Annotated in this window: 19 protein-coding genes; 7 read left to right on the top strand and 12 right to left on the bottom strand. The window is 71.0% G+C overall.

Going from position 1 to position 23,226, the window contains the following annotated elements:
- Positions 1 to 18: 18 nt before the first annotated feature.
- The 3 genes from GVN67_RS16355 (at position 19) to GVN67_RS16345 (ending at position 3,852) form a co-directional block, all read left to right on the top strand.
- Positions 19 to 1,170 carry a phosphoserine transaminase gene (locus tag GVN67_RS16355; RefSeq protein ID WP_159997846.1) on the top strand — a complete coding sequence of 384 codons (1,152 nt, stop codon included), beginning with the start codon at positions 19 to 21 and terminating at the stop codon, positions 1,168 to 1,170.
- Between the two features lie 202 nt (positions 1,171 to 1,372).
- Positions 1,373 to 2,278, top strand: coding sequence for a DMT family transporter (locus GVN67_RS16350; RefSeq protein WP_159997844.1), 906 nt, complete (start codon positions 1,373 to 1,375; stop codon positions 2,276 to 2,278).
- A 92-nt stretch (positions 2,279 to 2,370) separates the two neighbouring features.
- Positions 2,371 to 3,852 (top strand): ATP-binding protein, encoded by a 1,482-nt coding sequence (locus GVN67_RS16345; RefSeq protein WP_159997842.1) that lies wholly within the window; start codon positions 2,371 to 2,373, stop codon positions 3,850 to 3,852.
- Between the two features lies 1 nt (position 3,853).
- Here GVN67_RS16345 and GVN67_RS16340 read toward each other — a convergent pair whose 3' ends face one another.
- From GVN67_RS16340 to GVN67_RS16320, 5 genes are all read right to left on the bottom strand, one after another.
- Positions 3,854 to 4,417 carry a hypothetical protein gene (locus GVN67_RS16340; RefSeq protein ID WP_159997840.1) on the bottom strand — a complete coding sequence of 188 codons (564 nt, stop codon included), beginning with the start codon at positions 4,415 to 4,417 and terminating at the stop codon, positions 3,854 to 3,856.
- Between the two features lie 86 nt (positions 4,418 to 4,503).
- On the bottom strand, positions 4,504 to 5,190 hold the full coding sequence (locus GVN67_RS16335; protein ID WP_159997838.1) for a DUF599 domain-containing protein: 687 nt from the start codon (positions 5,188 to 5,190) through the stop codon (positions 4,504 to 4,506).
- Positions 5,191 to 5,326: 136 nt separating this feature from the next.
- The gene (locus tag GVN67_RS16330; protein ID WP_159997836.1) at positions 5,327 to 6,538 is read right to left on the bottom strand and encodes an NADP-dependent isocitrate dehydrogenase; all 1,212 of its coding nucleotides are present in this window, start codon (positions 6,536 to 6,538) and stop codon (positions 5,327 to 5,329) included.
- A 425-nt stretch (positions 6,539 to 6,963) separates the two neighbouring features.
- Positions 6,964 to 7,251, bottom strand: coding sequence for a hypothetical protein (locus tag GVN67_RS29740; protein ID WP_200845290.1), 288 nt, complete (start codon positions 7,249 to 7,251; stop codon positions 6,964 to 6,966).
- 137 nt (positions 7,252 to 7,388) lie between these two features.
- Positions 7,389 to 7,643: an Lrp/AsnC ligand binding domain-containing protein gene (locus GVN67_RS16320; RefSeq protein WP_159997834.1), complete on the bottom strand. Its 255-nt coding sequence runs from the start codon at positions 7,641 to 7,643 to the stop codon at positions 7,389 to 7,391.
- Positions 7,644 to 7,842: 199 nt separating this feature from the next.
- Here GVN67_RS16320 and GVN67_RS16315 point away from each other — a divergent pair, with 199 nt between their 5' ends.
- Together GVN67_RS16315 and GVN67_RS30460 are read left to right on the top strand one after the other, a co-directional pair.
- The gene (locus GVN67_RS16315) at positions 7,843 to 9,528 is read left to right on the top strand and encodes a thiamine pyrophosphate-dependent enzyme (RefSeq protein ID WP_159997832.1); all 1,686 of its coding nucleotides are present in this window, start codon (positions 7,843 to 7,845) and stop codon (positions 9,526 to 9,528) included.
- A gap of 148 nt (positions 9,529 to 9,676) precedes the next feature.
- Entirely contained in the window at positions 9,677 to 11,308 is a 1,632-nt protein-coding gene (locus GVN67_RS30460) for a calcium-binding protein (RefSeq protein ID WP_159997830.1), read from the top strand.
- Positions 11,309 to 11,313: 5 nt separating this feature from the next.
- Here GVN67_RS30460 and ggt read toward each other — a convergent pair whose 3' ends face one another.
- Positions 11,314 to 13,032, bottom strand: coding sequence for a gamma-glutamyltransferase (gene ggt / locus GVN67_RS16305; RefSeq protein ID WP_159997828.1), 1,719 nt, complete (start codon positions 13,030 to 13,032; stop codon positions 11,314 to 11,316).
- Positions 13,033 to 13,111: 79 nt separating this feature from the next.
- Between ggt and GVN67_RS16300 the strand changes: the two genes are divergently transcribed.
- Together GVN67_RS16300 and GVN67_RS16295 are read left to right on the top strand one after the other, a co-directional pair.
- The gene (locus tag GVN67_RS16300) at positions 13,112 to 13,771 is read left to right on the top strand and encodes a sulfite oxidase-like oxidoreductase (protein WP_159997826.1); all 660 of its coding nucleotides are present in this window, start codon (positions 13,112 to 13,114) and stop codon (positions 13,769 to 13,771) included.
- Positions 13,764 to 14,300, top strand: coding sequence for a glutathione peroxidase (locus tag GVN67_RS16295; RefSeq protein ID WP_159997824.1), 537 nt, complete (start codon positions 13,764 to 13,766; stop codon positions 14,298 to 14,300). Before GVN67_RS16300 ends, GVN67_RS16295 begins: the two co-directional genes overlap by 8 nt.
- A gap of 282 nt (positions 14,301 to 14,582) precedes the next feature.
- Here GVN67_RS16295 and parC read toward each other — a convergent pair whose 3' ends face one another.
- From parC to era, 6 genes are all read right to left on the bottom strand, one after another.
- Positions 14,583 to 16,823 (bottom strand): DNA topoisomerase IV subunit A, encoded by a 2,241-nt coding sequence (gene parC, locus GVN67_RS16290; protein WP_159997822.1) that lies wholly within the window; start codon positions 16,821 to 16,823, stop codon positions 14,583 to 14,585.
- A gap of 182 nt (positions 16,824 to 17,005) precedes the next feature.
- On the bottom strand, positions 17,006 to 20,062 hold the full coding sequence (locus GVN67_RS16285; RefSeq protein ID WP_159997820.1) for an acetoacetate--CoA ligase: 3,057 nt from the start codon (positions 20,060 to 20,062) through the stop codon (positions 17,006 to 17,008).
- Between the two features lie 356 nt (positions 20,063 to 20,418).
- Positions 20,419 to 20,991, bottom strand: coding sequence for a DUF1003 domain-containing protein (locus GVN67_RS16280; RefSeq protein WP_159997818.1), 573 nt, complete (start codon positions 20,989 to 20,991; stop codon positions 20,419 to 20,421).
- Positions 20,988 to 21,524 (bottom strand): mismatch-specific DNA-glycosylase, encoded by a 537-nt coding sequence (locus tag GVN67_RS16275; protein ID WP_159997816.1) that lies wholly within the window; start codon positions 21,522 to 21,524, stop codon positions 20,988 to 20,990. The genes GVN67_RS16280 and GVN67_RS16275 overlap by 4 nt, the downstream gene beginning before the upstream one ends.
- Positions 21,517 to 22,272, bottom strand: a complete 756-nt coding sequence (recO, locus tag GVN67_RS16270; protein WP_159997814.1) for a DNA repair protein RecO — start codon at positions 22,270 to 22,272, stop codon at positions 21,517 to 21,519. The genes GVN67_RS16275 and recO overlap by 8 nt, the downstream gene beginning before the upstream one ends.
- An 18-nt stretch (positions 22,273 to 22,290) precedes the next feature.
- Entirely contained in the window at positions 22,291 to 23,190 is a 900-nt protein-coding gene (gene era, locus GVN67_RS16265; RefSeq protein WP_159997858.1) for a GTPase Era, read from the bottom strand.
- Positions 23,191 to 23,226 lie beyond the last annotated feature (36 nt).

Here is a 23,226-nt window from a genome sequence, read left to right as displayed (position 1 = left end):
CCGACTGGAGCCCTTGTGATGGCCAATCCGAAGCCCGCCTGCCTGCCGGAAAACCCCTGCTTCTCCTCCGGCCCCTGCGCCAAGCGCCCTGGCTGGTCGCTCTCGGCGCTCGATGGCGCGCTGCTCGGCCGCAGCCACCGCGCCCCGGCGCCCAAGGCCCGCCTCGCCGAGGTCATCACCCGCAGCAAGGCGGTGCTCGGCATGCCGGAGGGCTGGCGCCTGGGCATCGTCCCCGCCTCCGACACCGGCGCGGTGGAGATGGCGCTGTGGTCGCTGCTCGGCCCCCGCGGCGTCGACGTGCTGGCCTGGGAGAGCTTCTCCGCCGAATGGGCCAATGACATCACGAAGCAGCTGCCGCTGCCCGACGTCCGCCTGATCCAGGCCCCCTATGGCGCCATCCCCGACCTGGCCCAGGCCGACCCGGCGCGCGACGCGGTCTTCGTCTGGAACGGCACCACCTCCGGCGTGCGCCTGGCGGATGCCGACTGGATCGCGGCCGATCGCGAGGGGCTGACCATCTGCGACGCGACCTCGGCCGCCTTCGCCATGGAGCTCGACTGGGCGAAATTGGATGTGGTGACCTGGTCCTGGCAGAAGGCGCTCGGCGGCGAGGCCGGCCACGGCATGCTGGCCCTCTCGCCGCGTGCTGTGGCCCGGCTGGAGAGCCACACCCCCGCCTGGCCCCTGCCCAAGATCTTCCGCCTGACCAAGGGCGGCAAGCTGATCGAAGGCATCTTCGAAGGCGACACCATCAACACCCCCTCGATGCTCTGCGTCGAGGACGCCATCGACGGGCTGCGCTGGGCGGAATCGGTGGGCGGCCTCAAGGGCCTCGTCGCCCGCACCGAAGCCAACCTCGCCATCATCGCCGACTGGGTCGCGACCCAGTCCGACTACGCCTTCCTCGCCGAGGACGCCCGCCACCGCTCCACCACCTCCATCACCCTGAAGCTGGTGGCACCCTGGTTCACGGCCCTCGACGCCAAGGGGCAGGCCGAGGCCAGCAAGAAGATCGCCAGGCTGCTGGACCAGGCCGGCGCCGGCCTCGACACCGCCCCCTACCGCGACGCACCTCCAGGACTGCGCATCTGGGGCGGGGCGACCGTGGACGCGGAAAACCTCCGGCGCCTGATGCCCTGGATCACCTGGGCGACCCGCGAAGCACAATAAGCCAGCATGGGGGCTCCGCCCCCAAACCCCCGCCGGGGGGATAGGATCCCCCCGGTCCCCGCCATGAGACAGAAGCACTATCTGATAAAACACGCCAACGCCGACAATTCTTCCGAAGGCACAGGCGACAACAATCAACTTCGGTAAGAACCTCTGACCCATTCGACCTAAGCTCTCCGCCAGAACCCCGGAGAGCAGGCCGATGCGCCTCACCGCCCGCTGGCTGCCCGCCTGCCTCTTCCTCTCCGCGCCGCTCTTCTTCGCCAGCAACATGGTCGCCGCCCGCTGGCTCTCCGGCTCGGTGCCGCCCGTCACCCTGGCCTTCGGCCGCTGGACCGTCGCGGCGCTGCTGCTGCTGCCCTTCATCTGGCCGGCGCTGCGCCAGGGCCGCCTGCGCCAGGTCCCGGCGGGGCTGCTGCTGCTCCTGGTGCTGCTCGGCGGCGTGGTCAGCGTGGCGCCCCAATACGGCGCGGCCGCCTATACCTCCGCCGGCAACATCGCGCTGATCGCGGCGCTCACCCCGCTGCTGGTCGCGGTCATCGAGCGGCTGGTCTGGGGCATCCCGCTGCGCCCCGCCATGGTCGCGGGCATCGCGCTCTCCTTCGCCGGCGTGCTGGTGGCGGCCTTCCGCGGCGACATGGCGGCGCTCCTGCGCTTCGAGTTCAACCCGGGCGACGCGCTGATGCTCTGCGCCATCCTCGCCTGGGCCGGCTACACCGCGCTCCTGCGCCACCGCCCCATCGCCCTGCCGCCGCTGCTGCTGCTCTGGGTGGTCGCCGCCGGCGGCGCGCTGTTCCTGATCCCGGCGCTGCTGCTCGAATGGGGCCATCGCGGCGTGCCGCATCTGGGCGCCCAGGCCTTCTGGGGGATGCTGTTCCTCGGGCTGGTCGCCGGCATCGGCGCCTATGGCCTCTTCGCCCGCTGCGTGCAGAATTTCGGCGCGGCGCGGGCCAGCATGGCCATGTACCTGGTGCCGGCCTATGCCCTGGCCCTTGGCGCCGCCCTGCTGGGCGAAAGCCTGCATGCCTACCATGCCGTCGCCATGGCGCTGGTCCTCGGCGGCGTCGCCCTCGGCACGCTGCGCTGGCCCGGCACGGCGAACGCCTGAGCACGGCTTTGCGCATCCGCGCCCTGCGCCCGTTGCGGTGTCGCAGGCGGGGCTGATGCTCTATAGCTCCGCCCCCCGAAAAGGAGCGCGGAATGACGGTCGGCATCGAGATGGGCGAGACCACCAGCGGGCAGCCCGGGCTGCTCGACCTGGAGGAGCTGCTGGCCACCCGTCTCCTGGTGCAGGGCAATTCCGGCTCGGGCAAGTCGCATCTGCTGCGCCGCCTGCTGGAGCAGTCGGCCCCCTGGGTGCAGCAGGCGGTGATCGACCCCGAGGGCGATTTCGTGACGCTGGCCGACCGCTTCGGCCACCTGGTCATCGACGCCGCCGAGCACAACGAGGCCGCGCTCCAACGCGCCGCCGACCGGGTGCGCACGCATCGCGTCTCGGTGGTGCTCAACCTCGAGGGGCTGGACGCCGACGGCCAGATGCGCCACGCCGCAGCCTTCCTGGGCGGGCTGTTCGATGCCGAGCGCGACTACTGGTCGCCCATGCTGGTGGTGGTCGACGAGGCGCAGCTCTTCGCCCCCGCCGTCGCCGGCGAGGTCTCCGACGAGGCCCGCCGCGCCTCGCTCGGCGCCATGGCCAACCTGATGTCGCGCGGCCGCAAGCGCGGGCTCGCCGGCATCATCGCCACCCAGCGCCTGGCCAAGCTCGCCAAGAACGTCGCCGCCGAGGCCTCCAACTTCCTGATGGGCCGCACCTTCCTCGACATCGACATGGCGCGCGCCGCCGACCTGCTGGGCATGGAGCGGCGGCAAGCAGAAATGTTCCGCGACCTGCCGCGCGGCAGCTTCGTGGCGCTGGGCCCGGCGCTGTCGCGCCGCCCGCTGGCCATCCGCATCGGCGAGGTCGAGACCGAATCGCGCGGCACCAATCCGGGCCTGGTGCCGCTGCCGCAGACCGCGCCGCAGGATGCCCGCGACCTGGTCATGGCCGCGGCGACCGCGCCGGAGCCGCTGCGCCTGCCGCCGCGCCGCCCGGCCCCGATGCCGGCCCCCGACATCCTGGCCCAGCTGGCCCAGGCCCGCCCGACCATGGCGGCCCCCCCGCCGGCGCCCGAGCCGACCGCCGAGGAGCGCGCCGCCCATAAGCGGCAGCTGGAAAAAATCCTGCAGCAGGTGCTGTCGGAGCCGGAGGCCGCCTTCCGCAGCGTCAGCGTGCTGTACCAGGACTTCCTGGTGCGGCTGCGCATCCATGCCGTGCCGGGCAGGCCGCCCGAGATCCCGGCCTTCCGCCGCCTGCTGGCCGTGGCGCGCGCCGGCATCGGCGCCGAGGCCGCCGAGGGCGACGACTGGCAGGCGATCGAGGCCCGCGCCGCGGCGCTGCCCGATGATGTCCAGGGCGTCTACCTGCTGGTCGCCCGCGCGGCGCTGGAGCGGCTGCCCTGCCCATCGGACGCGACCATCGCCCAGGCCTATGGCACCCGCTCGGTCGGCCGCGCCCGGCGGGTGCTGGCCTATATGGAGGAGCAGGGCGCCGTGGTGCTGCGCCCCGACGCCCGGGGCTTGCGCATCCTGGCGCTCGTCGGCCTGGCCTTCGAGACCGCGCCGGGCGACCCCAACGCGGCGTGATCTACCGCGGTGGCGAGGCGCCGCGCGCCACGGCCACGAACTCCGCCTGGCGGGTGGCGAAGCTGGCCTTCTCGCCGACGCAGACCGTGCTGGTGCGGCCCTTCGGCGTTTCCAGGATGACGAAATAGGAACGGAGCTCGCGCGAGCGCGGCGGCAGCCGGGGATCCGCCTTGAAGTCGGCGATCATCTGCAGCCCGGTCAGCCCGTCCAGGTCGAAGCGCTCGGCCGAGAGGATGTCGTAGATGGTGCTGGTCAGCGTCTTCCTGGCGATCTCCTGCCAGCCCGGGCTGAGCGCCAGCTGGTTGATCTGCGCCTGGCTGAGCTGGGCGTTCTGCGGCGCCGGGGTGAAGGCGGTCTGGCAGCCGGTGTCGCGGTCGTCGCCGCGGCGGATCTGGAAGCGCGCCGTCTGCGGGCCGGTGGGTGGCATCACGCTGGCCTCGTAGCCCGGCGGCGGATTGACGGTCAGGCCGCTGGCCGCATCGCGCAGCGGCGCCGCCAGCGCGGTGCCGGCGAGCAGCGTGCAGGTCAGCAGGGGGGCGGTCAGCCGCAGCGCCGTTCGAAACATGCCTTGCTCCCGAAGCTTCTTCTCGAAGCCCGTCCTAGCAGCGGCCCAGGGCGCGCGCAGGGCAGGCCAGCGTCACGAATGCGCGGTCATCCCTGTTCCGGCATCGCCAGCGCGTCGCGCACGACGGAACGGAACTCGCGCCGGTGCAGCTCCCGCAGCACCAGCAGCGAGGCGATGATCAGCGCCAGCGGGTGCAGGATCCAGGCCAGCGCCGCCAGCCCGAAGTAATAGGCGCGCAGCCCGGTGTTGAAATGGCGGGCGGCGCGGTTGGCGACCTCGGCGGCGATGGCGGCGGCCGGCAGCCCGGCCTCGCCCTGCGGCAGGCCGCCCACGCAGATGCTGCAATAGTTGAACTGGCGCAGCGCCCAGGTCAGCTCGAAGAAGGCGCGCACGAAGATCAGCACCAGCAGGAAGATCCGCATCTCCCAGGCGACGCTGTCCTGCGGCACCTCGGCGAAGGGCACGGCGCCGAAGATCCGGCTGCCGAGCTCCGGCGAGCCCAGCATGGCCACCAGCGCGCCCAGGATGAAGATGCTGGTATTGGCCAGGAAGGAGGTCGAGGTCATCAGGTTGCCGATGATGCTGATATCGGCGATCCGGTTCTCCCGGTGCGGCACCGCGGCCATCCAGCGCCGGCGGTGCTGGTCCATCGCGGCGATGACGCTGCGGTCGCGGATGGCGGGCACGCGGTCGACCACCGCGGCATAGCCGATCCAGCAGGCGATGAAGATGGCCAGGGCCAGCCAGTCGAGCGGGGAGAGGGGCAGCAGCATGCGGCCGAGGATAGCGCCGCGCGCCAGGGTCAGCGAGAAGCCCGGCGCCCCCTGACAAAAAGAAAAGGGGCCCCCGAAGGACCCCTCTGAGCGTCACGCCGCCGGCGCCCATCGGGCGCCGGCAACAATTAGAAAATCAGGCCATCTTCTTCTGCAGGTTCTCGTCCAGCTTGGCGAGGAAGTTCTGCGTGTTCAGCCAGGGCTGGTCCTTGCCGATCAGCACGGCCAGGTCCTTGGTCATGTGGCCGGCCTCGACCGTCTCGATGCAGACCTGCTCGAGGGCGTTGGCGAAGTCGACGACGTCCTGGGTGCCGTCGAACTTGCCGCGATAGGCGAGGCCGCGGGTCCAGGCGAAGATCGAGGCGATCGGGTTGGTCGAGGTCTCGCGGCCCTTCTGGTGCTCGCGATAGTGCCGCGTCACCGTGCCGTGCGCGGCCTCGGACTCGACCGTGTTGCCATCCGGGGACAGCAGGACCGAGGTCATCAGGCCGAGGGAGCCGAAGCCCTGCGCCACGATGTCCGACTGCACGTCGCCATCGTAGTTCTTGCAGGCCCAGATATAGCCGCCTTCCCACTTCAGCGCCGAGGCGACCATGTCGTCGATCAGGCGGTCCTCATAGACCAGGTTGCGCTTGTCGAACTCGGCCTTGAACTCGGCGTCGAAGACGGCGCGGAAGATGTCCTTGAAGTTGCCGTCATAGGCCTTCAGGATGGTGTTCTTGTGGCTGAAGTACACCGAGTAGTTGCGCGCCAGGCCGTAGTTGAAGGAGGCGCGGGCGAAGCCCTCGATCGACTTGTTCAGGTTGTGCTGCATCATGGCAGCGCCGGCACCCTTGAAGTCGAACTGGCCGATTTCCTGCACGTCGCCGTTCTCGGCGATGTAGGTCATCTTCACCGTGCCGGGGCCCGGCACCTTCATCTCGACGGCGCGGTAGATGTCGCCATAGGCATGGCGGCCGACCACGATCGGCTTCGACCAGTGCGGCACCAGGCGCGGCACGTTCGAGCAGATGATCGGCTCGCGGAAGATGGTGCCGTCGAGGATGTTGCGGATCGTGCCGTTCGGCGACTTCCACATCTTCTTCAGGCCGAATTCCGTCACCCGGGCCTCGTCGGGGGTGATGGTGGCGCATTTCACGCCCACGCCATACTGCTTGATGGCGTTCGCCGCATCGACGGTGACCTGGTCGTCGGTCTGGTCGCGGTACTCGACGCCGAGGTCGTAGTACTTGAGATCAACGTCCAGATAGGGATTGATCAGCTTGTCCTTGATGAACCCCCAGATGATGCGGGTCATCTCGTCGCCGTCGAGCTCGACGACGGGGGTCTTCACTTTGATCTTGGCCATGCCGGTCCTCGTCTGGACAGTTTTTGCTGGCTGCCGGCCTGGACGCCAAGGCGCCCCCCGAGGGCGCGCGGTCGGTGCGCGGTCCCTGGGCGATCGGCTCGGCGCGGGCTGGCGGCGCGACGGGGCGGACAATCGCATTGGCTGCCGCGGGCGGCAAGGGCATGCGGGCCGCCTTTCCGGGGGGAAAGCCAGGACCCTGCCGGACGCTTTGCGACGGGTGGGAAAGGTTTCGAGATGCCGCGCACAGCGCGCCGGCAAGGCTCAGGCTAGGCTGTGAAGCAGCGGCGGGCCTGTCGGCCGACCCCGTTCCCCCGCGGGGTCCGCCACCCCCCAATCCGGGCCTTGCCCGGTGATCGCAGCGCCCACCGAAAGGCTGGCCGGTCCCCCCGGCCAGTCTTTTCCTTTGGCGGGCCTTCAGGCCCGGCCTACCAGCGGCGACCGTGGCCGCCGCCGTGGTAGCCGCCGCCGGGCCGGCCGTAATAGCCGCGGTTGTAGCCACCGCCGCCGCCATAGCCATAGCCGTAGTCGCGGCGCGACTGGCGGCGATAGCCGCGGTCATTGTCCTGCGAGGCGGCGACGGCCAGGCCCGTCACCAGCGCGGCACCGGCGCCGAGCGCCACGGTGCTGCCCCAGTCGGTCGAGCCATCCGGATTCTGGCAGCCACCGAGGACGAGGGCGGCGGCGAGGGCGAGGGCAGGCAGAACAGGTCGCATGGGGGGCATCTCCTTCCCTATGCAGCCGAGTCTGTCCTTTCCGTAAGGCATTACAAAGGCGCAATGGGGCCTGCGGTGCCTCGTTTCGCGGCCGAATGCGGCCGGATCGCGGCAGGGCCGGCCCGCCGCGGCCTGCCTCAGCCGCGCGGGCCGGAAAAGGCGTTGAAGGTCTGCAGCGTGTAGGTGTCCTTGACGCCGGCGACGGTCTGCACCCGCTCCACCACGAAGAGGCCGATATCCTGGTCGGGCTCGAGGTAGAACTTGCCGAGCAGGTCGTACTGGCCGGAAATCGAATGCATCTCGGACAGCTCGACGATGCTGTCGGCCATCTCGCGGGCGACGGCATAGGCCGTGCCCATCTCGCATTTCACCATGACGAAGATGGCGCGCATGTGATTCCTGCTCCTGGCGGGCGGACCCCCGGGCAGGGGGCCTTCGCGGCGTTTCTGCGCCAGCCCCGTGCGCCGCGGCAAGGGGCAAAGCCGGCGCGGCGGAATACCGCCCGGCGGCAGTAGCCCTGCCTGTCCGGCTCGGCTAGCTTGCCTGCCGGTTGTCCGATGACTTGCCGAGGGAACGTAGAGAATGGATGGGATGAGCACCGCGACCCGCACCGGCGGGCAGCTCCTGGCGGATGCGCTGGTGGCCCAGGGCGTCACGCACGCCTTCTGCGTGCCGGGCGAATCCTATCTGGACCTGCTCGACGGCCTCTATGCCAATGCCGACAAGATCGACCTGACCACCTGCCGCTTCGAGGCGGGGGCGGTGAACATGGCCGAGGCGCATGGCAAGCTGACCGGCCGGCCGGGTGTGGCGCTGGTCACCCGCGGCCCCGGCGCCTGCCATGCCGCGATCGGCGTGCATGTGGCGATGCAGGACAGCACGCCGATGGTGCTGATCGTCGGCCAGATCCCCTTCGCCGAGACCGACCGCGAAAGCTTCCAGGAGGTTGATTATCGCCGGATGTTCGGCTCGGTGGCGAAGTGGGTGACGCAGATCGACGATGCCGCCCGCATCCCCGAGCTGATGGCGCATGCCTTCGATGTCGCGACCTCCGGCCGCCCCGGCCCGGTGGTCGTCGCCATCTCCGAGGAGATGCAGAAGGTCCGCGTCGCCGTCCCCGATATCGGCCCGGCCAGGGTTTCCGCCGCCTATCCGTCCCCGGCGGCGCTGGAAGAGATGATCGCGCTGCTGGATGCGGCCGAGCGTCCGCTGGTGGTCCTCGGCGGCTCGCGCTGGACGCAGGCGACGCGCCGGATCATCCGTGACTTCTGCGCCGCCCGCGACCTGCCGGTGGCTGTCGGCTTCCGCCGCCAGAGCCTGTTCGACTGCACCCTGCCGAATTACGCCGGCGACCTGGGTGTCGGCGCCGATGCCGGGCTGGTGGCCAAGGCGAAGCAGGCCGACCTGATCCTGGCGCTGGGCACCCGCATCGGCGAGCCGGTCAGCCAGGGCTACACCCTGTTCGACATGGCCGGCCAGGGCAGCACCAAGATCGTGCATGTCTATCCCGACCAGGCCGAGATCGGTCGCGTCTACCGCCCGGCGCTCGGCATCACCGCCGAGATCAACGCCTTCGCCGAGGCGCTGGCGAAGCTGCCGGCGCCGGCCACCGCGCCGCGCTGGTCGGCCTGGACCCGGGACGTGCACGCCGCCCGCCTGAAGCAGGCCGAGGCCCCCGACTACGCCGGCCCGCTGAACCTCGCCCGCGAGCTGCAGGCGCTGGAAAAGATCCTGCCGACCGACACGATCTTCACCTGCGACGCCGGCAATTTCGCCACCTGGCCGAACCGCTTCATGCACCTGACCGAGCAGCAGGAATTCCTCGGCCCGACCAATGGCGCCATGGGCTATGCGGTGCCCTCGGCCATCGGCGCCAAGATCAGCTTCCCCGGGCGCACCGTCATCGGCCTGGTCGGCGATGGCGGCTTCCTGATGACGGGGCAGGAGATCGCCACCGCCTTCCAGGCCGGCGTGGCGCCGATCGTGCTGGTCTTCAACAACGGCATGTACGGCACCATCCGCATGTATCAGGAGCGCGCCTATCCCGGCCGCGTCTCCGGCACCCAGCTGACCAATCCCGACTTCTCGAAGTTCATCGAGAGCTTCGGCGGCCATGGCGAGCTGGTGGTGAAGGATGGCGAGCTGATCCCCGCCTTCCAGCGCGCGGTCGCCAGCGGCAAGCCGGCGGTGATCGAGATCCGCACCAATCCGGAGCAGATCACCAACCGCGCCACCATCGCCGACCTGCGCGCCCTGGGTTCCGGCCCGAAGCACTGACGTTCTTTTCTGGACGACCGGGGCGGGGCGGGGGAGCGATCCTCCGCCCCGTCGTCGTTTTGAGCCCCCGGTTTTGATCGAGAAAAATTGACGGCACCGGCGCGGCCGAAGAATTCTGCGAAAAACCTGCAGCAGGGAAAGCGCAGTCATGGCAGAGCTTTGGCCGTCCATCGTGCTGGTGGAGGGGCCTGACCTGGTGCTCGATCCCGTCGAGGACCCGGTGATCGTCATCTGTCCGGGCCCGGTCCTCGCAGACCCGGTGCTGGAGGACCCGATCCCCGACGAGACGACCGGCGAGACGACCGGCGAGACGACGGGCGAGACGACGGGCGAGGACGACCCCACCGATGACGGCGAGGGCTGGGGCGGCGGCGGCGTCACCGGCGGCAGCGGCGCGCCGGGCGGCGTGGTCTATACCCAGGTCGCCGGCACCTGGACCGGCGGCGCCGGCAGCGACGCGGCGCAGGCCAGCGAGGGCGACGACATCCTCTCGGGGCTGGGCAGCGACGACACGCTGGATGGCGGCGGCGGCAACGACACGCTCGACGGCGGCGCCGGCAACGACGTCATGATCGGCGGCGCCGGCGACGACATCCACATCGTCGACAGCCCGGGCGACCTGGTGGTCGAGGCCAGCGGCGGCGGCGTCGACACGCTGCGCAGCAGCGTCAGCTACGACCTGCGCGGCCAGTTCGTCGAGAACCTGGTGCTGACCGGATCGGCGCCGATCGACGGCACCGGCAACGGGCTGGACAATGCCATCACCGGCAACCGCGCCGCCAACCGGCTGCTGGGCCTCGACGGCGACGACCGGCTGGATGGCGGCTTCGGCGCCGACCGGCTGGAGGGCGGCGCGGGCGACGACATCTGCATCGTCGACAACCTGGGCGACCGGGTGATCGAGGCGGCGCGCCAGGGCAGCGACACCGTGCGCAGCAGCGTCGATTTTTCTCTCCGCGGCCAGTTCACCGAGAATCTCGAGCTCACCGGGGACGCCACCACCGGCGTGGGCAATTCGCTGCACAACCGCCTGACGTTGGATCCGGGCATCGCCAATGGCCGGCTGTTCGGCCTGGGCGGCAATGACCGGCTGGTGGCCAGCGACCTGGGCAGCACGCTGGATGGCGGCACCGGCGCCGACCGCATGACCGGCGGCTTCGGCAACGACACCTTCATCGTCGACGATGCCCGCGACCGGGTGATCGAGCAGGCCGGCGGCACCGCCGACCTGGTGCTCAGCAGCGTCAGCTTCTCCCTGGCCGGGCAGTTCCTCAACCTGCTGGCGCTGCAGGGCACGGCCGACCTGGACGGCACCGGCAATTCGCTGCGCAACATCCTGGTCGGCAATGCCGGCGACAACCGGCTGTCGGGGGCCGGCGGCAACGACACGCTGAACGGCGCCGAGGGCGACGACACCCTGGCCGGCGGCAGCGGCGCCGACACCCTGACCGGTGGCGCCGGCATCGACCGCTTCGTCTTCGACCAGCCTTCCGGCCCGGCCGACCATGTCGTCGACTTCGCCGCCGGCGAGGATTACCTGGTGTTCTCGGCCGATGCCCTGGGGGGCGGGCTGGTGGCGGGGATGGACCTGCAGGCCAGCGGCTTCTATGTGCCGGGCGCCACCACGGCGACCGCGGCGCATGGCCAGATCCTCTACGACGCCGCCAGCGGCGCGCTGGCCTATGACAGCAACGGCATGGTCGCGGGCGGGATCACCTTGATCGCCTTCCTCGACAACCGCGCCACCCCGCTGGCCGAGGACCTGCTGGTCATCGCCTGACGGGGTCAGTCGCCGACCGCGACCCCCTCTCGCCGCGGATCGGCGCCGCCCAGCAGCCCCTGCGGCGTCACCCGGATGGCCTGCAGGCCGGAGGGCATCGGCTTCACCTCCACCTTGTGGCCGCGCGCCTGCAGCTCGCCGGCGAGCGTCTCCGCCTCCAGCTCGGCCGCGCCGCCCAGGGTGCCGACCCGGCTGAGCGACACCGCCGCCTGCGGGTCCAGCCCCCAGTCGAGCAGCCCGACCAGCGTCTGCGCCACGAAGCCGATGATCCGCGCCCCACCCGGGGACCCCACCGCCGCCGCCAGTTTTCCTTCTGTATCGAAGATCAGGCTGGGCGCCATGGAGGAGCGGGGGCGCTTGCCGCCCTCGACCCGGTTGGCCACGGGGCGGCCATCGACTTCTGGCCGGAAGGAAAAATCGGTCAGCTGGTTGTTCAGCATGAAGCCGCCGACCATCAGCCGGGCGCCGAAGGCGTCCTCCACCGTCGTCGTCATGCTGATGGCATTGCCGGCCGCGTCGATGATGGACAGGTGGCTGGTGCCATGCTCCGGCTGGTCCGGCTGCGGCGCCAGCCTCGCCTGGCGCCAGCGCGGATTGCCGGCGCGCGGCGCCGGGTTGGCGCGGTCGCGGTCCACCAGCTGAGCGCGCAGGTTCAGGTAGGAATCCTCGATCAGCCCGGCGACCGGCACCGGGGTGACGTCGGCATCGGCGAGATAGAGATTGCGGTCGGCGAAGGCCAGCCGCCCGGCCTCGACCAGCAGATGCGCGGCATCCGGGCTGTCCGGCGCCAGGCGCGAGAGAGAAAAATGCTCGAGCACGCCGAGGATCTGCGCGATGGCCACGCCCCCCGAGGAAGGTGGCGGGAAGCCGCAGACCCGCCATTGCCGGTAGGGCGCGCAGACCGCCGCGCGGCGCCTGGCCTGGTAGCCGGCGAGGTCGGCCTCGGTCATGCCATTGCCCGCCCCGCCATGCCGCGCCACCGCCGCCACGATGGCCGCCGCCAGCGGGCCCTGCTGCAAGGCCTTCGCCCCCTGCTCGGCGACCCGCCGCAGCGTCGCCGCCAGCGCCGGGTTGCGCAGCCGGTGCCCGGCCGGCCAGGGCTTGCCATCGGCCGCCAGGAAATAGGCCGCCGCCGTGGCGTCCTGCCGCAGCCGCCCGGTCTCGGACGCGATCAGCCCGGCCAGCCGGGACGAGACCGAGAAGCCGTCCTCCGCCAGGCGGATGGCCTCCGCGAAAAGATCGGCCCAGGGCAGCTTGCCCTCGGCCTTGTGCGCGGCCTCCAGCATCGACAGCACGCCGGGGACGCCCACGCTGCGGCCGGAGACCACGGCCTCGTAGAAGGGCAAAGGCGAGCCGTCGGGGCGCAGGAACAGGGCAGGGGTCGCGGCCGCCGGCGCCGTCTCCCGCCCGTCCCAGGCATCCAGCCGCCCCGCCGCCCGGTTCCAATGCAGCATCACCGCGCCGCCGCCGATGCCGGAGCTCTGCGGCTCGACCAGCGTCAGCACCGCCTGGGCCGCGATCGCCGCATCGATGGCGCTGCCGCCCCGGCGCAGCATGGCAAGGCCCGCCTCAGCCGCCAGCGGATGCGCGGCGGCGACCATCTGCCGCTCGGCCCGCGCCGGGGCGCGGATGGTGGCGAGCGCGCCTGGGGTGGAGACCACATCCTGCGCCAGCACCGGACCCGCCAGCAGCAGGAAGACACAAGACAGCAGGCGACGGCGCATGGCAGGACTCCGGTGGCGAGGCGGCAGGCTTGCATCCCGCCGCCGCCACGTCACCTATCCAGCGTCAGAGGAGGCGAGCATGGCCCAGGACGACGCCCCGCCGGGAATTCGAAAAAAGCTGGTCGAGACCAAGCAGGCCTGGGCCCGCGAAGGCCGCCTGCTGACCGGCCACACCGCGCCGCCCGAGCAGCGCCTGCCCCCCGGCCAGCGGCTGGTCACCGACTGGCCCGTGCTCGACCTGGGCATCCAGCCCGAGGTCACGCCCGACACCTTCCGGCTGAAGCTGGACGGGCTGGTGGAGAACCCGGTCACCCTCGACTGGGCCTGGCTGCAGGACCTGCCGCAGGAAGACCGGCTGAACGACATCCACTGCGTCACCCAGTGGTCGCGCTACGACAACCACTGGCAGGGCGTGCCCGTCGCCGCCATCCTGGACCTGGCCCGGCTGAAGCCCGGCGCGAAGTTCGTCAGCTTCGAGGCGCATGACGGCTACACCACCAACCTGACGCTGGACGACTTCGCCCGCCCCGAGAACCTGCTGGCGCATCGCTGGGAGGGCCAGCCGCTGACCCGGCAGCATGGCGGCCCCTTGCGCGTGCTGGTGCCGCATCTCTACCTGTGGAAAAGCACCAAATGGGTGCGGCGCATCAGCTTCCTGGCCAAGAACGCGCCAGGCTTCTGGGAAGAGCGTGGCTACCATGACCGCGGCGACCCCTGGCTGGAGGAACGTTATGGCTGAGCTCACCCGCCGAAGCCTGCTGCTGGCAGCGCCCCTGCTGGCCGCCGCCGCGCCCGCCGTGACCGACGGCCACGCCTTCCGCTTCGAAAGCATCGAGGGCGGCGAGATCGACCTTGGCGCCTGGCGCGGCAAGCCGATGCTGGTGATCAACACCGCCAGCTTCTGCGGCTTCGCCCGGCAATTCGCCGGCCTGCAGGCGCTGCACGAACGCTACGGGCCGCGCGGCCTGCTGGTGCTCGGCGTGCCGTCGAACGACTTCAACCAGGAAGCCGCCGACCGCAACGCCATCAAGGATTTCTGCGAGAACACCTTCGGCGTCGCCTTCCCCATGGCCGCCCCCTGCCACGTGAAGGGCGCCGAGGCCCACCCCTTCTTCGCCTGGGCCGCCGCCCACAGCACCGCGCCGCGCTGGAACTTCTTCAAATACCTGGTCGCCCGCGACGGCCGCCTGCTGCAGGCCTTCCCGAGCAATGTCGAGCCTGATTCCGCCGCGCTGACGGGGGCCCTCGATGGGGCCTTGGTGGGATAAGGCGCTTTCGAAAAGAAGTTTGGGGCAAGGCTGGGGGAATGAATTCCCCCAGACCCCCATCTTTTTTCTGATCACCGGCCATTGCCAGGCCTGCGCCTCAACGGTGCCGTCGCCCGGGCATCACGGCGGGACGCCGTTTTCATAAAAAAACAGCGCGACCTCGAGGGTCGCGCTGTGCATTGGCCGTGGCGCGTACTGTCTCCACGTGGACACGGCAGTCTGAAAGAAAGAAGAAGGGGTCCAGGGGAATTCATTCCCCTGGCCTACCCGTTGCTCTTCTCTTCAATTCCCCCCAAACCGGTTCGACCGCGGGAACCCGTTCGGCGGTTGTTTCCCGGCGCCGGCGCGGTTGCCGCGCCAGGTCGTCAGGTCGGTTTCCAGGCGGACGCGGTCGCCGATCTTCCAGCTCAGGCCTTCGGTCGCGATGAAGGTCTTCACATCGGCCATGCCGCCGTCCTTGTAGCCTTGCAGGGCCACGCCGCGGCCGCGGACCATTTCGGGCACCTGTTCCAGCGGGAAGACCAGCAGCTTGCGGTTCTCGCCGATGATGGCGATGGCGTCGCCCTCGACCGGGATCAGGCGGGCCGCTTCCACCGGGCTGTCGACCAGCAGCACCTGCTTGCCGGTGCGCTTCTCGGCCACCAGGTCGTCGGATTTCACGATGAAGCCGCGGCCGTCGGTGGCGGCGACCAGGAATTTCTTCGCCTCTTTCCAGACGAAGAGGGTGACGACCTCGTCCTCGTTGGTCAGGTCCACCATCAGGCGCAGTGGCTGGCCGTCGCCGCGGCCGCGCGGGATGGTGTCCGCCTTCAGGGTGAAGCACTTGCCGTTGGTCGCGAACAGGCACAGGCGGTCGGTGGTCTCGGCGTGCAGCGCGATGCGCAGCTTGTCGCCTTCCTTGAACTTGTGCTCGGTCTCGGGCGGCTGGTGGCCCTTCACGGCGCGCACCCAGCCCTTTTCCGACAGGATCACGGTGATCGGTTCGCGCTCGACGAAGGCGCGCTCGTCGATCACCACGGCCACGGGCGCGGCGTCGATGGTGGTGCGGCGGCGGCCGATCTCGGTGTCCTCGCCGAAGCGGGCGCGGGTGGCCTCCACCTCCTCGGCGATGCGGTTCCAGCGCTTGGTCTCGCTGCCCAGCAGCCCCTGCAGCGCCTTCTGCTCGGTGCTGAGCTTCTTGTGCTCCTTGCGGATCTCCATCTCCTCCAGCTTGCGCAAGGCGCGCAGCCGCATGTTGAGGATGGCTTCCGCCTGGGTGTCGGTCAGCGAGAAGGCGGCGATCAGGGCCGGCTTGGCCTGGTCCTCCTCGCGGATGATGCGGATCACCTCGTCGAGGTTGAGGTAGACGACCAGGTAGCCCTCGAGGATCTCGAGGCGGCGGGCGATGGCGGCCAGGCGGTGGTTGCTGCGGCGGACCAGCACCTCGTGCCGGTGGTCCAGCCAGCAGCGCAGCACTTCCTTCAGCCCCATGACGCGGGGGGTGCGGCTGGCGTCCAGCACGTTCATGTTCAGCGAGAAGCGCGATTCCAGCGGCGTCGCGCGGAACAGCGTCTCCATCAGCAGGGCGGGCTCGATGGTGCGGGTCTTGGGCTCCAGCACGATGCGGACGACATCGGTGCTCTCGTCGCGGACATCGGCCAGCAGGGGAAGCTTCTTCTCCTCCATCAGCTGGGCGATCTGCTCGATCAGCCGGGACTTGGCGACCTGGTAGGGGATCTCGGTGACGACGACCTGCCAGGCGCCGTTCTTCAGCGCCTCGCGCTCCCAGCGGGCGCGGATGCGGAAGCCGCCGCGGCCGGTGACATAGGCCTCGCGCACCGCCTCGGGGCTTTCCACCAGCAGGCCGCCGGTCGGGAAGTCGGGGCCGGGGACGTGCTGCAGCAGGGTGGCGACGTCGGCATCGGGGTTGCGGATCAGCTCGAGGGCGGCAGCGCAGAGCTCGCCGGCATTGTGCGGAGGGATCGAGGTCGCCATGCCCACCGCGATGCCGGCCGCGCCATTGGCCAGCAGGTTCGGGAAGGCGGCGGGCAGGACGATCGGCTCCTGCTCCTCGCCGTCATAGGTGGCGCGGAAATCGACCGCGTCCTCCTCGATGCCTTCCAGCATCGCCTTGGCGATCTCGGTCAGCCGCGCCTCGGTGTAGCGCATGGCCGCGGCGTTATCGCCGTCGATATTGCCGAAATTGCCCTGGCCTTCGACCAGCGTGTAGCGGGCGGCGAATTCCTGGGCCATCCGCACCATGGCCTCGTAGATCGAGGCGTCGCCATGCGGGTGGTACTTGCCCATCACGTCGCCGACGATGCGGGCGCATTTCTTGAAGCCGGCGGAGGGGTCGAGGCGCAGCTGGTGCATCGCCCAGAGCAGGCGGCGGTGCACCGGCTTCAGCCCGTCGCGCACATCCGGCAGCGAGCGCGCCGTGATGGTCGACATGGCATAGGCCAGGTAGCGCTCCGACAGCGCCGCCGACAGGTTGGTCGGCTTGACGGCGCCGCCCTCGGGAAGCGTGTTGATGTCGTCGGGCATGGGCACTCCGCTTCAGTCGCCAGGGTGGGCGCGCCAGGATGCCGGCCGATCCCGGCCGATATCCCTTGGCAGCTAGCGCAGCCGGCGGCGCAACGCCAGGGGCGCCGCATCCTTGGCCCTGAACATAGCATGAACGGAGGCCGGCGCCAGCCGGGGCTGGCGCGGGGGTGGCAGGGGGCGTCTCAGGCCAGGCAGCGGTCGAAATGCCGGGCCAGCGCCTGCACATGCGGCTCGGTGATCATGCTGAGGTGATCGCCCGGCGCCTCCAGGATCTCCAGCCCGCCGCGGCCGACCCGGCGCCAGACCGGCTCGGGGTCGAACTCGCCGGCCTCGGCGGCGCGGATGAAGACCAGCTTCCCGGCGAAGGCGCGCGGCTTGTAGTGGGTATAGGCGGTCAGCGCCGCGCCGCGCACCGCGCGCAGGGCGGGCGGGATATGGTCGTCGCCGATCTGCGCGCCGGCCAGGTCGGGCCGCAGCGGCGCCCGGCCCAGCCGGATGCGCAGCCGGTCCAGCATCACCCGGCCCTTGTCGCCGAGATAGGCCAGCCGCTCCTCCGGCCGGCGGCGCAGCAGCCCCTGCAGGTGGCGCAGCGGCCGCATGGCCCGGTAGCGCAGCCACTGCCGCATCGGCAGGAAGCGGGCATGCACCAGGGTGTCGATCATCAGCACGGCGTCGACCTGCTCGCCGGCCTTCAGCAATTGCTGGGCGATCTCGAAGGCCACCATGCCGCCGAAGGAATGGCCGCCCAGCGTGTAGGGGCCGTTCGGCTGCACCGCGCGGATCAGCGCCAGGTAGTCGCGCGCCATGGCGGCGATGCAGCTCTGCGGCGCCTGGCCGGCCTCCAGCCCGCGCGCCTGGATGCCATAGAGCGGGCGGCGGCTGGACAGCGCCTTCTGCAGCGGCGCCAGGTCCAGCACGGCGCCGGACAGGCTGTGGATCATGAACAGCGGCCGGCCCTCGCCGGGCTGCAGCTGCACCACCTGGCGCGGCCCCTCCGGCAGCGGCGCGCCCAGCGCCTCGGCCAGGTCGCGGAAGCGGGCGCCGCGCAGCAGGATGGTGGCCGGCAGGTCGATGCCGGTCAGCCGCTGCAGCTCGGAGAACAGCCGCGCCGCCATCAGCGAGCTGCCGCCGAGCTCGAAGAAGTCATCCTCCGGATCGACCTCCTTCATGCCGAACAGATCCGACCAGATCGCGGTCAGGATGGCTTCCGGCGCGTCGCTCGCGGCCGGCGCGCTGTCGTTGAAGACGCGCGACAGCAGCGCCGGGTGGCCGCGCAGCGCGTCGAGGCATTCCGGATTGGCCAGGGCGCCCAGGTTGCGCGGGGCCAGGCCGTTGACCAGGTCGGTCATCGCCGCCTCGGACTGCTTGCCGCTGCTGGTCAGCGGCAGGGCGGCCACCGGCAGGATCAGCTCCGGCACATGCGCGGCCGAGGCCTCCCGCGCCAGCACCCGGCGGATCCGCCCGGTCAGCGCCGAGGTCAGCGTGGCGCCAGGCTGCAGCACCACCAGCAGCACCAGCCGGCCATCGGCGAAGTCGGCCGGCGCCCGCTGCTCCACCGCCATGACGCCGGCGAGCTCCGGCCAGCCGGCCAGCAGGCGGTAGATCTCGGCGGGCCCCACGCGGATGCCGCGGATGTTCAGCACCCCGTCGGAGCGGCCATGCAGCCGGGCGCCGCCGGTCGGGCCGATCGCCACCCGGTCGCCCTGGGTCCACAGCCCCTCGTTCTGCGCGAAATAGGCGGCGTGGAAGCGGGCGCCGTCGGGGTCGTTCAGGAAGCCGAGCGGGCGGGAGGGGAAGGGGGTGGCGCAGACCAGCTCGCCCACCGGGGCCTCGGGCGTCGCGCCCTGGGCGCGGACATCCATCGCCAGGCTGGCGCAGGGGCTTTCGCCGGCGCGCACCGGCAGCGCCGGGCCGCCGAGGACGAAGCAGCCCAGGATATCGGTGCCGCCCGAGATCGAATGCAGCGGCACGGGCTTCACGCAGTCCCAGACCCAGGCGAACTGGTCGTCCTGCAGGATCGAGCCGGTCGACAGCACCAGCCGCAGCGGCTGCAGCGCGTGGCTGGCCGCCGGCACCAGCCCGGCGGTGGCCGACAGCCGCAGGTAGGGCGGGCTGGTGCCGAAGACCGTGATCTTCTCCGCCGCCACGATGTCCCACAGGGTGGGGGCCGCGACCGGGCCGTCATAGGCCAGGATGGCGGCGCCGCTGGCGATCGCCGAGACCTGCCAGTTCCACATCATCCAGGAGCAGGAGGTCTGGAAGAACAGCCGGTCGCCGGGGCGGAGATCGGCATGCAGCCGATGCTCCTTCAGATGCTCCAGCAGCGCGCCGCCGGCGCCGTGCAGGATGCATTTTGGCCGCCCCGTGGTGCCGGAGGTGAACATGATCACCAGCGGCTGGTCGAAGGGCAGCTGCGGCCAGTCGGCCTGCAGCAGCGGCGCGCCCGCCAGCATTTCGTCCAGCGTCGTGGCGGGGATGGCGAAGCCGGTGGTGGCGCCTTCGTCGAGGGCCACGATGCCGCGCAGCGAGGGCAGGCCGGCGGCGATGCGGGCGATGCGCTCGGGCACCGGCATGCCGGTGTCGAAGGGGCGTGGCGCCAGGTTGGCGAAGAGCAGGCTGGGGGCGATCTGGCTGAGCCGGTCGATCACCGCCTCGGGCCCCATCTCCGGCGCCGCGGTGGAGAAGCTGGCGCCCAGCGCCGCGGCGGCCAGGAAGACGATCACCGCCTCCGCCCCGTTGCGGCTGACGGCCGCCAGGCGGTCGCCAGGGCCGATGCCCATCCGCCGCAGCCCGCCGGCCACCCGCTCCACCCGGTCGCGCAGCTCGGCCCGGGTCAGGTGCTGCACGGCGCCGCCATGCTGCACGGCGACCAGCGCCAGGCTGGCATCGTCGAAGGCCGGCGACAGCAGGTTGTCGGCGAAGTTCAGCCGCAGCCCGGGGAAGAAGCGCGCCGTCTCGATGGCGTCGCCGTCGCAGGCCGGGGCGGCCTCGCCGCTGCAGCGCAGTCCGGACCAGGCGAGAAACCCCTGCCAGAAGCCGCGGAAGTCGCCGATGGCCCAGTCCTGCAGCGCTGCCTGGTCGAGGAAGGGCCGCTGCTCGCGCTCCGCCAGGAACTGGCAGAAATGCTGCAGCTGCGGCGGGCCCTCGGGGCGGGGCTGCGGGAACAGGATGCGGCCCGCCGCCGGCTCAGCCTGGGCGAGGAAGGACACGGCGGCGGTCTCGTGGAGTCCATAGACCATGCGGTTCGATCCCTTGTCGGCGGACAAGTGAAGATTATTGCCGTTTAGCAACCGAAACCAATCAAAAACCGGAGTGTTGTCGAGGTTTTCTCGCTTTTTCTCGCAGCGATTTTTTCTGAACTGACCGGAAATTCTCGTTTTTCTTTATGGCCGGATTTATATTATTTCGTGCTGCGAAAATATATTTCTGTTTCTTCTGAATGACGTCCGCGTCATGTGGGAGACCCGCCAGCGCCAGCCGCCGCCTATCCCGCTGTTCCTGCGAGAATTGAGCTTCACCGGCGCGCCGGCGCCCTGCGCCAGGGCCGCCCGGCCCGGCGATCCGGGCCGCGAGAATTGTCGGGGTGGAGAGCGGCTCAGCGCGGGGCGCGCAGCGCGGCCAGCTCGTTCTTCAGCTCGGCCAGAATCGCCTGCTGCGCCGCCAGCTGGGCATGCAGCCCGTCGACGCGCATGCGGTCCAGCTTGTCGTGCAGCGCCATGATCTCGATCTCGGCCTTCAGGTTGACCTCGTAGTCATGCGCGGCGACCAGCCGGTCCTTCGCCCCCTGGCGGTTCTGGCTCATCATGATGATCGGCGCCTGCAGGGCGGCGACCATCGACAGCACCAGGTTCAGGAAGACGAAGGGATAGGGGTCGAAGGGGCGGGTCAGCAGCAGGACATTGACGCCGACCCAGACCACCAGCACGCCGAGGCAGATCAGGATGAAGGTCCAGCTGCCGCCGAAGCTGGCGACGCGGTCGGCGATGCGGTCGCCGAAGGACAGCCGCCGGGCGAAGGCCTGGTTGGTGTCCTGGCTCAGCGGCCGCCGGGTCAGGGCGCGGCAGAGGGCGCGGTGCTGCGCCTCGCCGATGGTGGCGCCCTTCCCGAACCAATGCTCGGCCAGGGCCTTGTATTCGGCGCTGTCCGGATCGGGCGTGACATCGCTCATGGTCGAACCTCAGGGGAATCCGAAAGAGAATCGCCGCGGAACCAGGCGCCCAGCGCCAGCCAGGGCCGGGCATCCCAGAAGCGGCTGGCCTGGCCGCTGGTGGAGGGCATCACCCAGACCGGCGGGAAATCGGCCGGCGCCTCGGCCCGGCCATAGCCCAGGCTGCCGGTCGGGCGGCCGAGGAAGGCGGCGGCCGGCGCCTTGGCGGTGAAGGCCAGCGCCGCCGGGCGGATGGCGCGGATGCGGGCCGCGAAGCCGGCCGGGTCATAGGCGCCGCGCGGCAGCTGGTCGTCATTGCCGAAGGCGTGCTTGGCCATGTCGGTCAGGCCGATGCCGTGGCGCAGCAGCTCGGGGTATTCGGCCGGGCGCAATTGCCGTGGGGTGAGGCCGGCCTCGAACAGGATCCGCCAGAAGCGGTTGCCGGGATGCGCGTAATAGGCCTGCCGCGCCGCCGAGATCGCCCCGGGCGCCGAGCCGCAGAAGACCAGCCGCAGCCCCGGCGCCAGCAGGTCGGGCAGCACCGGGTCAGGCATCGGCCGGGCGCTCCGCCGTGGGCGCCAGGCCAGCGACGCGGTCGACCAGCCGCTGCCGCGCCGCCGGCACCGGCCGGTGCCGCCCGCCGAACAGGTCGCGGGTCAGGAAATGGCCGGTCAGCGACAGGCCTTTCAGCCATTCGGCCGGGTCGCGCTCGTCCTGGCCGCCCTGCAGGAACAGCGGCAGCGGCAGCAGCCGGTCGCGATAGGGCTCGGCGGCTGCACGGCAGACCGCGCGGCCGGTGCGCGGCGAGACATGGCTCAGGTCGTCCCGCGTGCCCGTGACCGCGCAGCTCGAAAGATCGAGGGCGAAGCCCAGCGCTTCCAGCAGCAGCGCCTCGTAGCGCACGTAATCCGCCAGCAGCGCCGGCGCCCCCTGGCCGAGATTGGCCATCAGCCCGAGCAGCCCGGAGAACACCCGCGGCTGCGCCTCGCGCTCCGGCAGGGCATCGGCGGCCAGCGCGCAGGCGGCGTTCAGCAAGGCGAGCGTCAGCGGCTCGTCGAGGGCCAGGGCCGCGGTCGGATGCACCATCTCGCCGCGCAGCGCGCCCAGCTGCTCGGCCTGGCGCCCGGTCCAGCGCGCCTCGATCAGGTTGCCCGGCTGCCACAGCCCGGCCTGGGCGCGGGAGGCGCCGCCATGCGCGAGGCCCGCATGGCGGCCGTGCGCCTCGGTCAGCACCTGGACGACGGCGCCGCCCTCGCCATGCGGCCGGGCCTCCAGCACGATGGCGGGGGCCTGCCACTCCATCAGCGAAGCGGGAAAGCGTTAGCCGGCATCGTCCAGGCCGATGGCGCGCAGCCGCGCCCTTTCCTCGTCCCAGCCCTGGCGTTCCTTGACGTTGAGGAACAGGTGGACGCGGCGTTCCAGCAGCTTCTCGAGCTCCGAGCGGGCGCGCTTGCCGATCTCGCGCACGCGGGCGCCGCCATCGCCGATCAGGATCGCCTTCTGCGTGGCGCGGCCGACATAGATGGTGCAGTCGATCCGCACCGAGCCGTCGCGCCGCTCCTGCCACTGCTCGGTCTCGACGGTCGCGTGGTGCGGCACTTCCTCATGCGTCTGGCGCAGGATCTGCTCGCGCACGATCTCGGCCGCCAGCATGCGCTCCGGCAGGTCGGACAGCTCGTCCTCGGGGAACAGCCAGGGGCCGTAGGGCAGGCGGCCGGCCAGCGCCTGCAGCAGCCGGTCGAGCCCGTCGCCGGTCTCGGCCGAAATCATGAAGGTCTCCTCGAAGGAGAGCTGCTCGTTCAGCGAGGCGGTCAGCGGCAGCAGCCGCTTGGTGTCGATCAGGTCGGACTTGTTCAGCACCAGCCAGATGGCGACGCGCGAGCGCTTCAGCACCGAGATGATCGACTGCACCGCCTCGGTCATGCCGGCGCGGGCATCGACGATCAGCAGCGCGACATCGGCATCCTGTGCGCCTTCCCAGGCGGCGGCGACCATGGCGCGGTCGAGGCGCCGGCGGGGCGCGAAGATGCCCGGCGTGTCGGTCAGCACGATCTGCGTCTGCCCCTGCATCACCACGGCGCGGATGCGGAAGCGCGTGGTCTGCGGCTTGGGCGAGACGATGGTGACCTTGGTGCCGGCCAGCCGGTTGACCAGCGTCGACTTGCCGGCATTCGGCGCGCCGACCACGGCGACCAGGCCGCAGCGGGTCTGGCCGGGGATCGGCGCCTCGGGGTTGGCGCCGATCGGGGCGGCGGG

The organism is Roseomonas sp. 18066 (genome assembly GCF_902706185.1).
Taxonomy (GTDB): domain Bacteria; phylum Pseudomonadota; class Alphaproteobacteria; order Acetobacterales; family Acetobacteraceae; genus Pseudoroseomonas.
Note: the sequence above shows the minus strand (reverse complement) of the source record. Positions and strands in the feature narration are given on the sequence as shown.

Excerpts from the sequence above, each read along its gene's own strand:
- GVN67_RS30460 (WP_159997830.1), top strand. The coding sequence starts at position 9,677 with ATGGCAGAGCTTTGGCCGTCCATCGTGCTGGTGGAGGGGCCTGACCTG.
- recO (WP_159997814.1), bottom strand. The coding sequence starts at position 22,272 with ATGGAGTGGCAGGCCCCCGCCATCGTGCTGGAGGCCCGGCCGCATGGC.
- parC (WP_159997822.1), bottom strand. The coding sequence starts at position 16,823 with ATGCCCGACGACATCAACACGCTTCCCGAGGGCGGCGCCGTCAAGCCG.
- GVN67_RS16345 (WP_159997842.1), top strand. The coding sequence starts at position 2,371 with ATGACGGTCGGCATCGAGATGGGCGAGACCACCAGCGGGCAGCCCGGG.
- GVN67_RS29740 (WP_200845290.1), bottom strand. The coding sequence starts at position 7,251 with ATGCGACCTGTTCTGCCTGCCCTCGCCCTCGCCGCCGCCCTCGTCCTC.
- GVN67_RS16320 (WP_159997834.1), bottom strand. The coding sequence starts at position 7,643 with ATGCGCGCCATCTTCGTCATGGTGAAATGCGAGATGGGCACGGCCTAT.
- GVN67_RS16295 (WP_159997824.1), top strand. The coding sequence starts at position 13,764 with ATGGCTGAGCTCACCCGCCGAAGCCTGCTGCTGGCAGCGCCCCTGCTG.
- GVN67_RS16330 (WP_159997836.1), bottom strand. The coding sequence starts at position 6,538 with ATGGCCAAGATCAAAGTGAAGACCCCCGTCGTCGAGCTCGACGGCGAC.
- GVN67_RS16355 (WP_159997846.1), top strand. The coding sequence starts at position 19 with ATGGCCAATCCGAAGCCCGCCTGCCTGCCGGAAAACCCCTGCTTCTCC.
- GVN67_RS16300 (WP_159997826.1), top strand. The coding sequence starts at position 13,112 with ATGGCCCAGGACGACGCCCCGCCGGGAATTCGAAAAAAGCTGGTCGAG.
- GVN67_RS16350 (WP_159997844.1), top strand. The coding sequence starts at position 1,373 with ATGCGCCTCACCGCCCGCTGGCTGCCCGCCTGCCTCTTCCTCTCCGCG.
- GVN67_RS16280 (WP_159997818.1), bottom strand. The coding sequence starts at position 20,991 with ATGAGCGATGTCACGCCCGATCCGGACAGCGCCGAATACAAGGCCCTG.
- ggt (WP_159997828.1), bottom strand. The coding sequence starts at position 13,032 with ATGCGCCGTCGCCTGCTGTCTTGTGTCTTCCTGCTGCTGGCGGGTCCG.
- GVN67_RS16335 (WP_159997838.1), bottom strand. The coding sequence starts at position 5,190 with ATGCTGCTGCCCCTCTCCCCGCTCGACTGGCTGGCCCTGGCCATCTTC.
- GVN67_RS16285 (WP_159997820.1), bottom strand. The coding sequence starts at position 20,062 with ATGGTCTATGGACTCCACGAGACCGCCGCCGTGTCCTTCCTCGCCCAG.
- GVN67_RS16275 (WP_159997816.1), bottom strand. The coding sequence starts at position 21,524 with ATGCCTGACCCGGTGCTGCCCGACCTGCTGGCGCCGGGGCTGCGGCTG.
- GVN67_RS16315 (WP_159997832.1), top strand. The coding sequence starts at position 7,843 with ATGAGCACCGCGACCCGCACCGGCGGGCAGCTCCTGGCGGATGCGCTG.
- GVN67_RS16340 (WP_159997840.1), bottom strand. The coding sequence starts at position 4,417 with ATGTTTCGAACGGCGCTGCGGCTGACCGCCCCCCTGCTGACCTGCACG.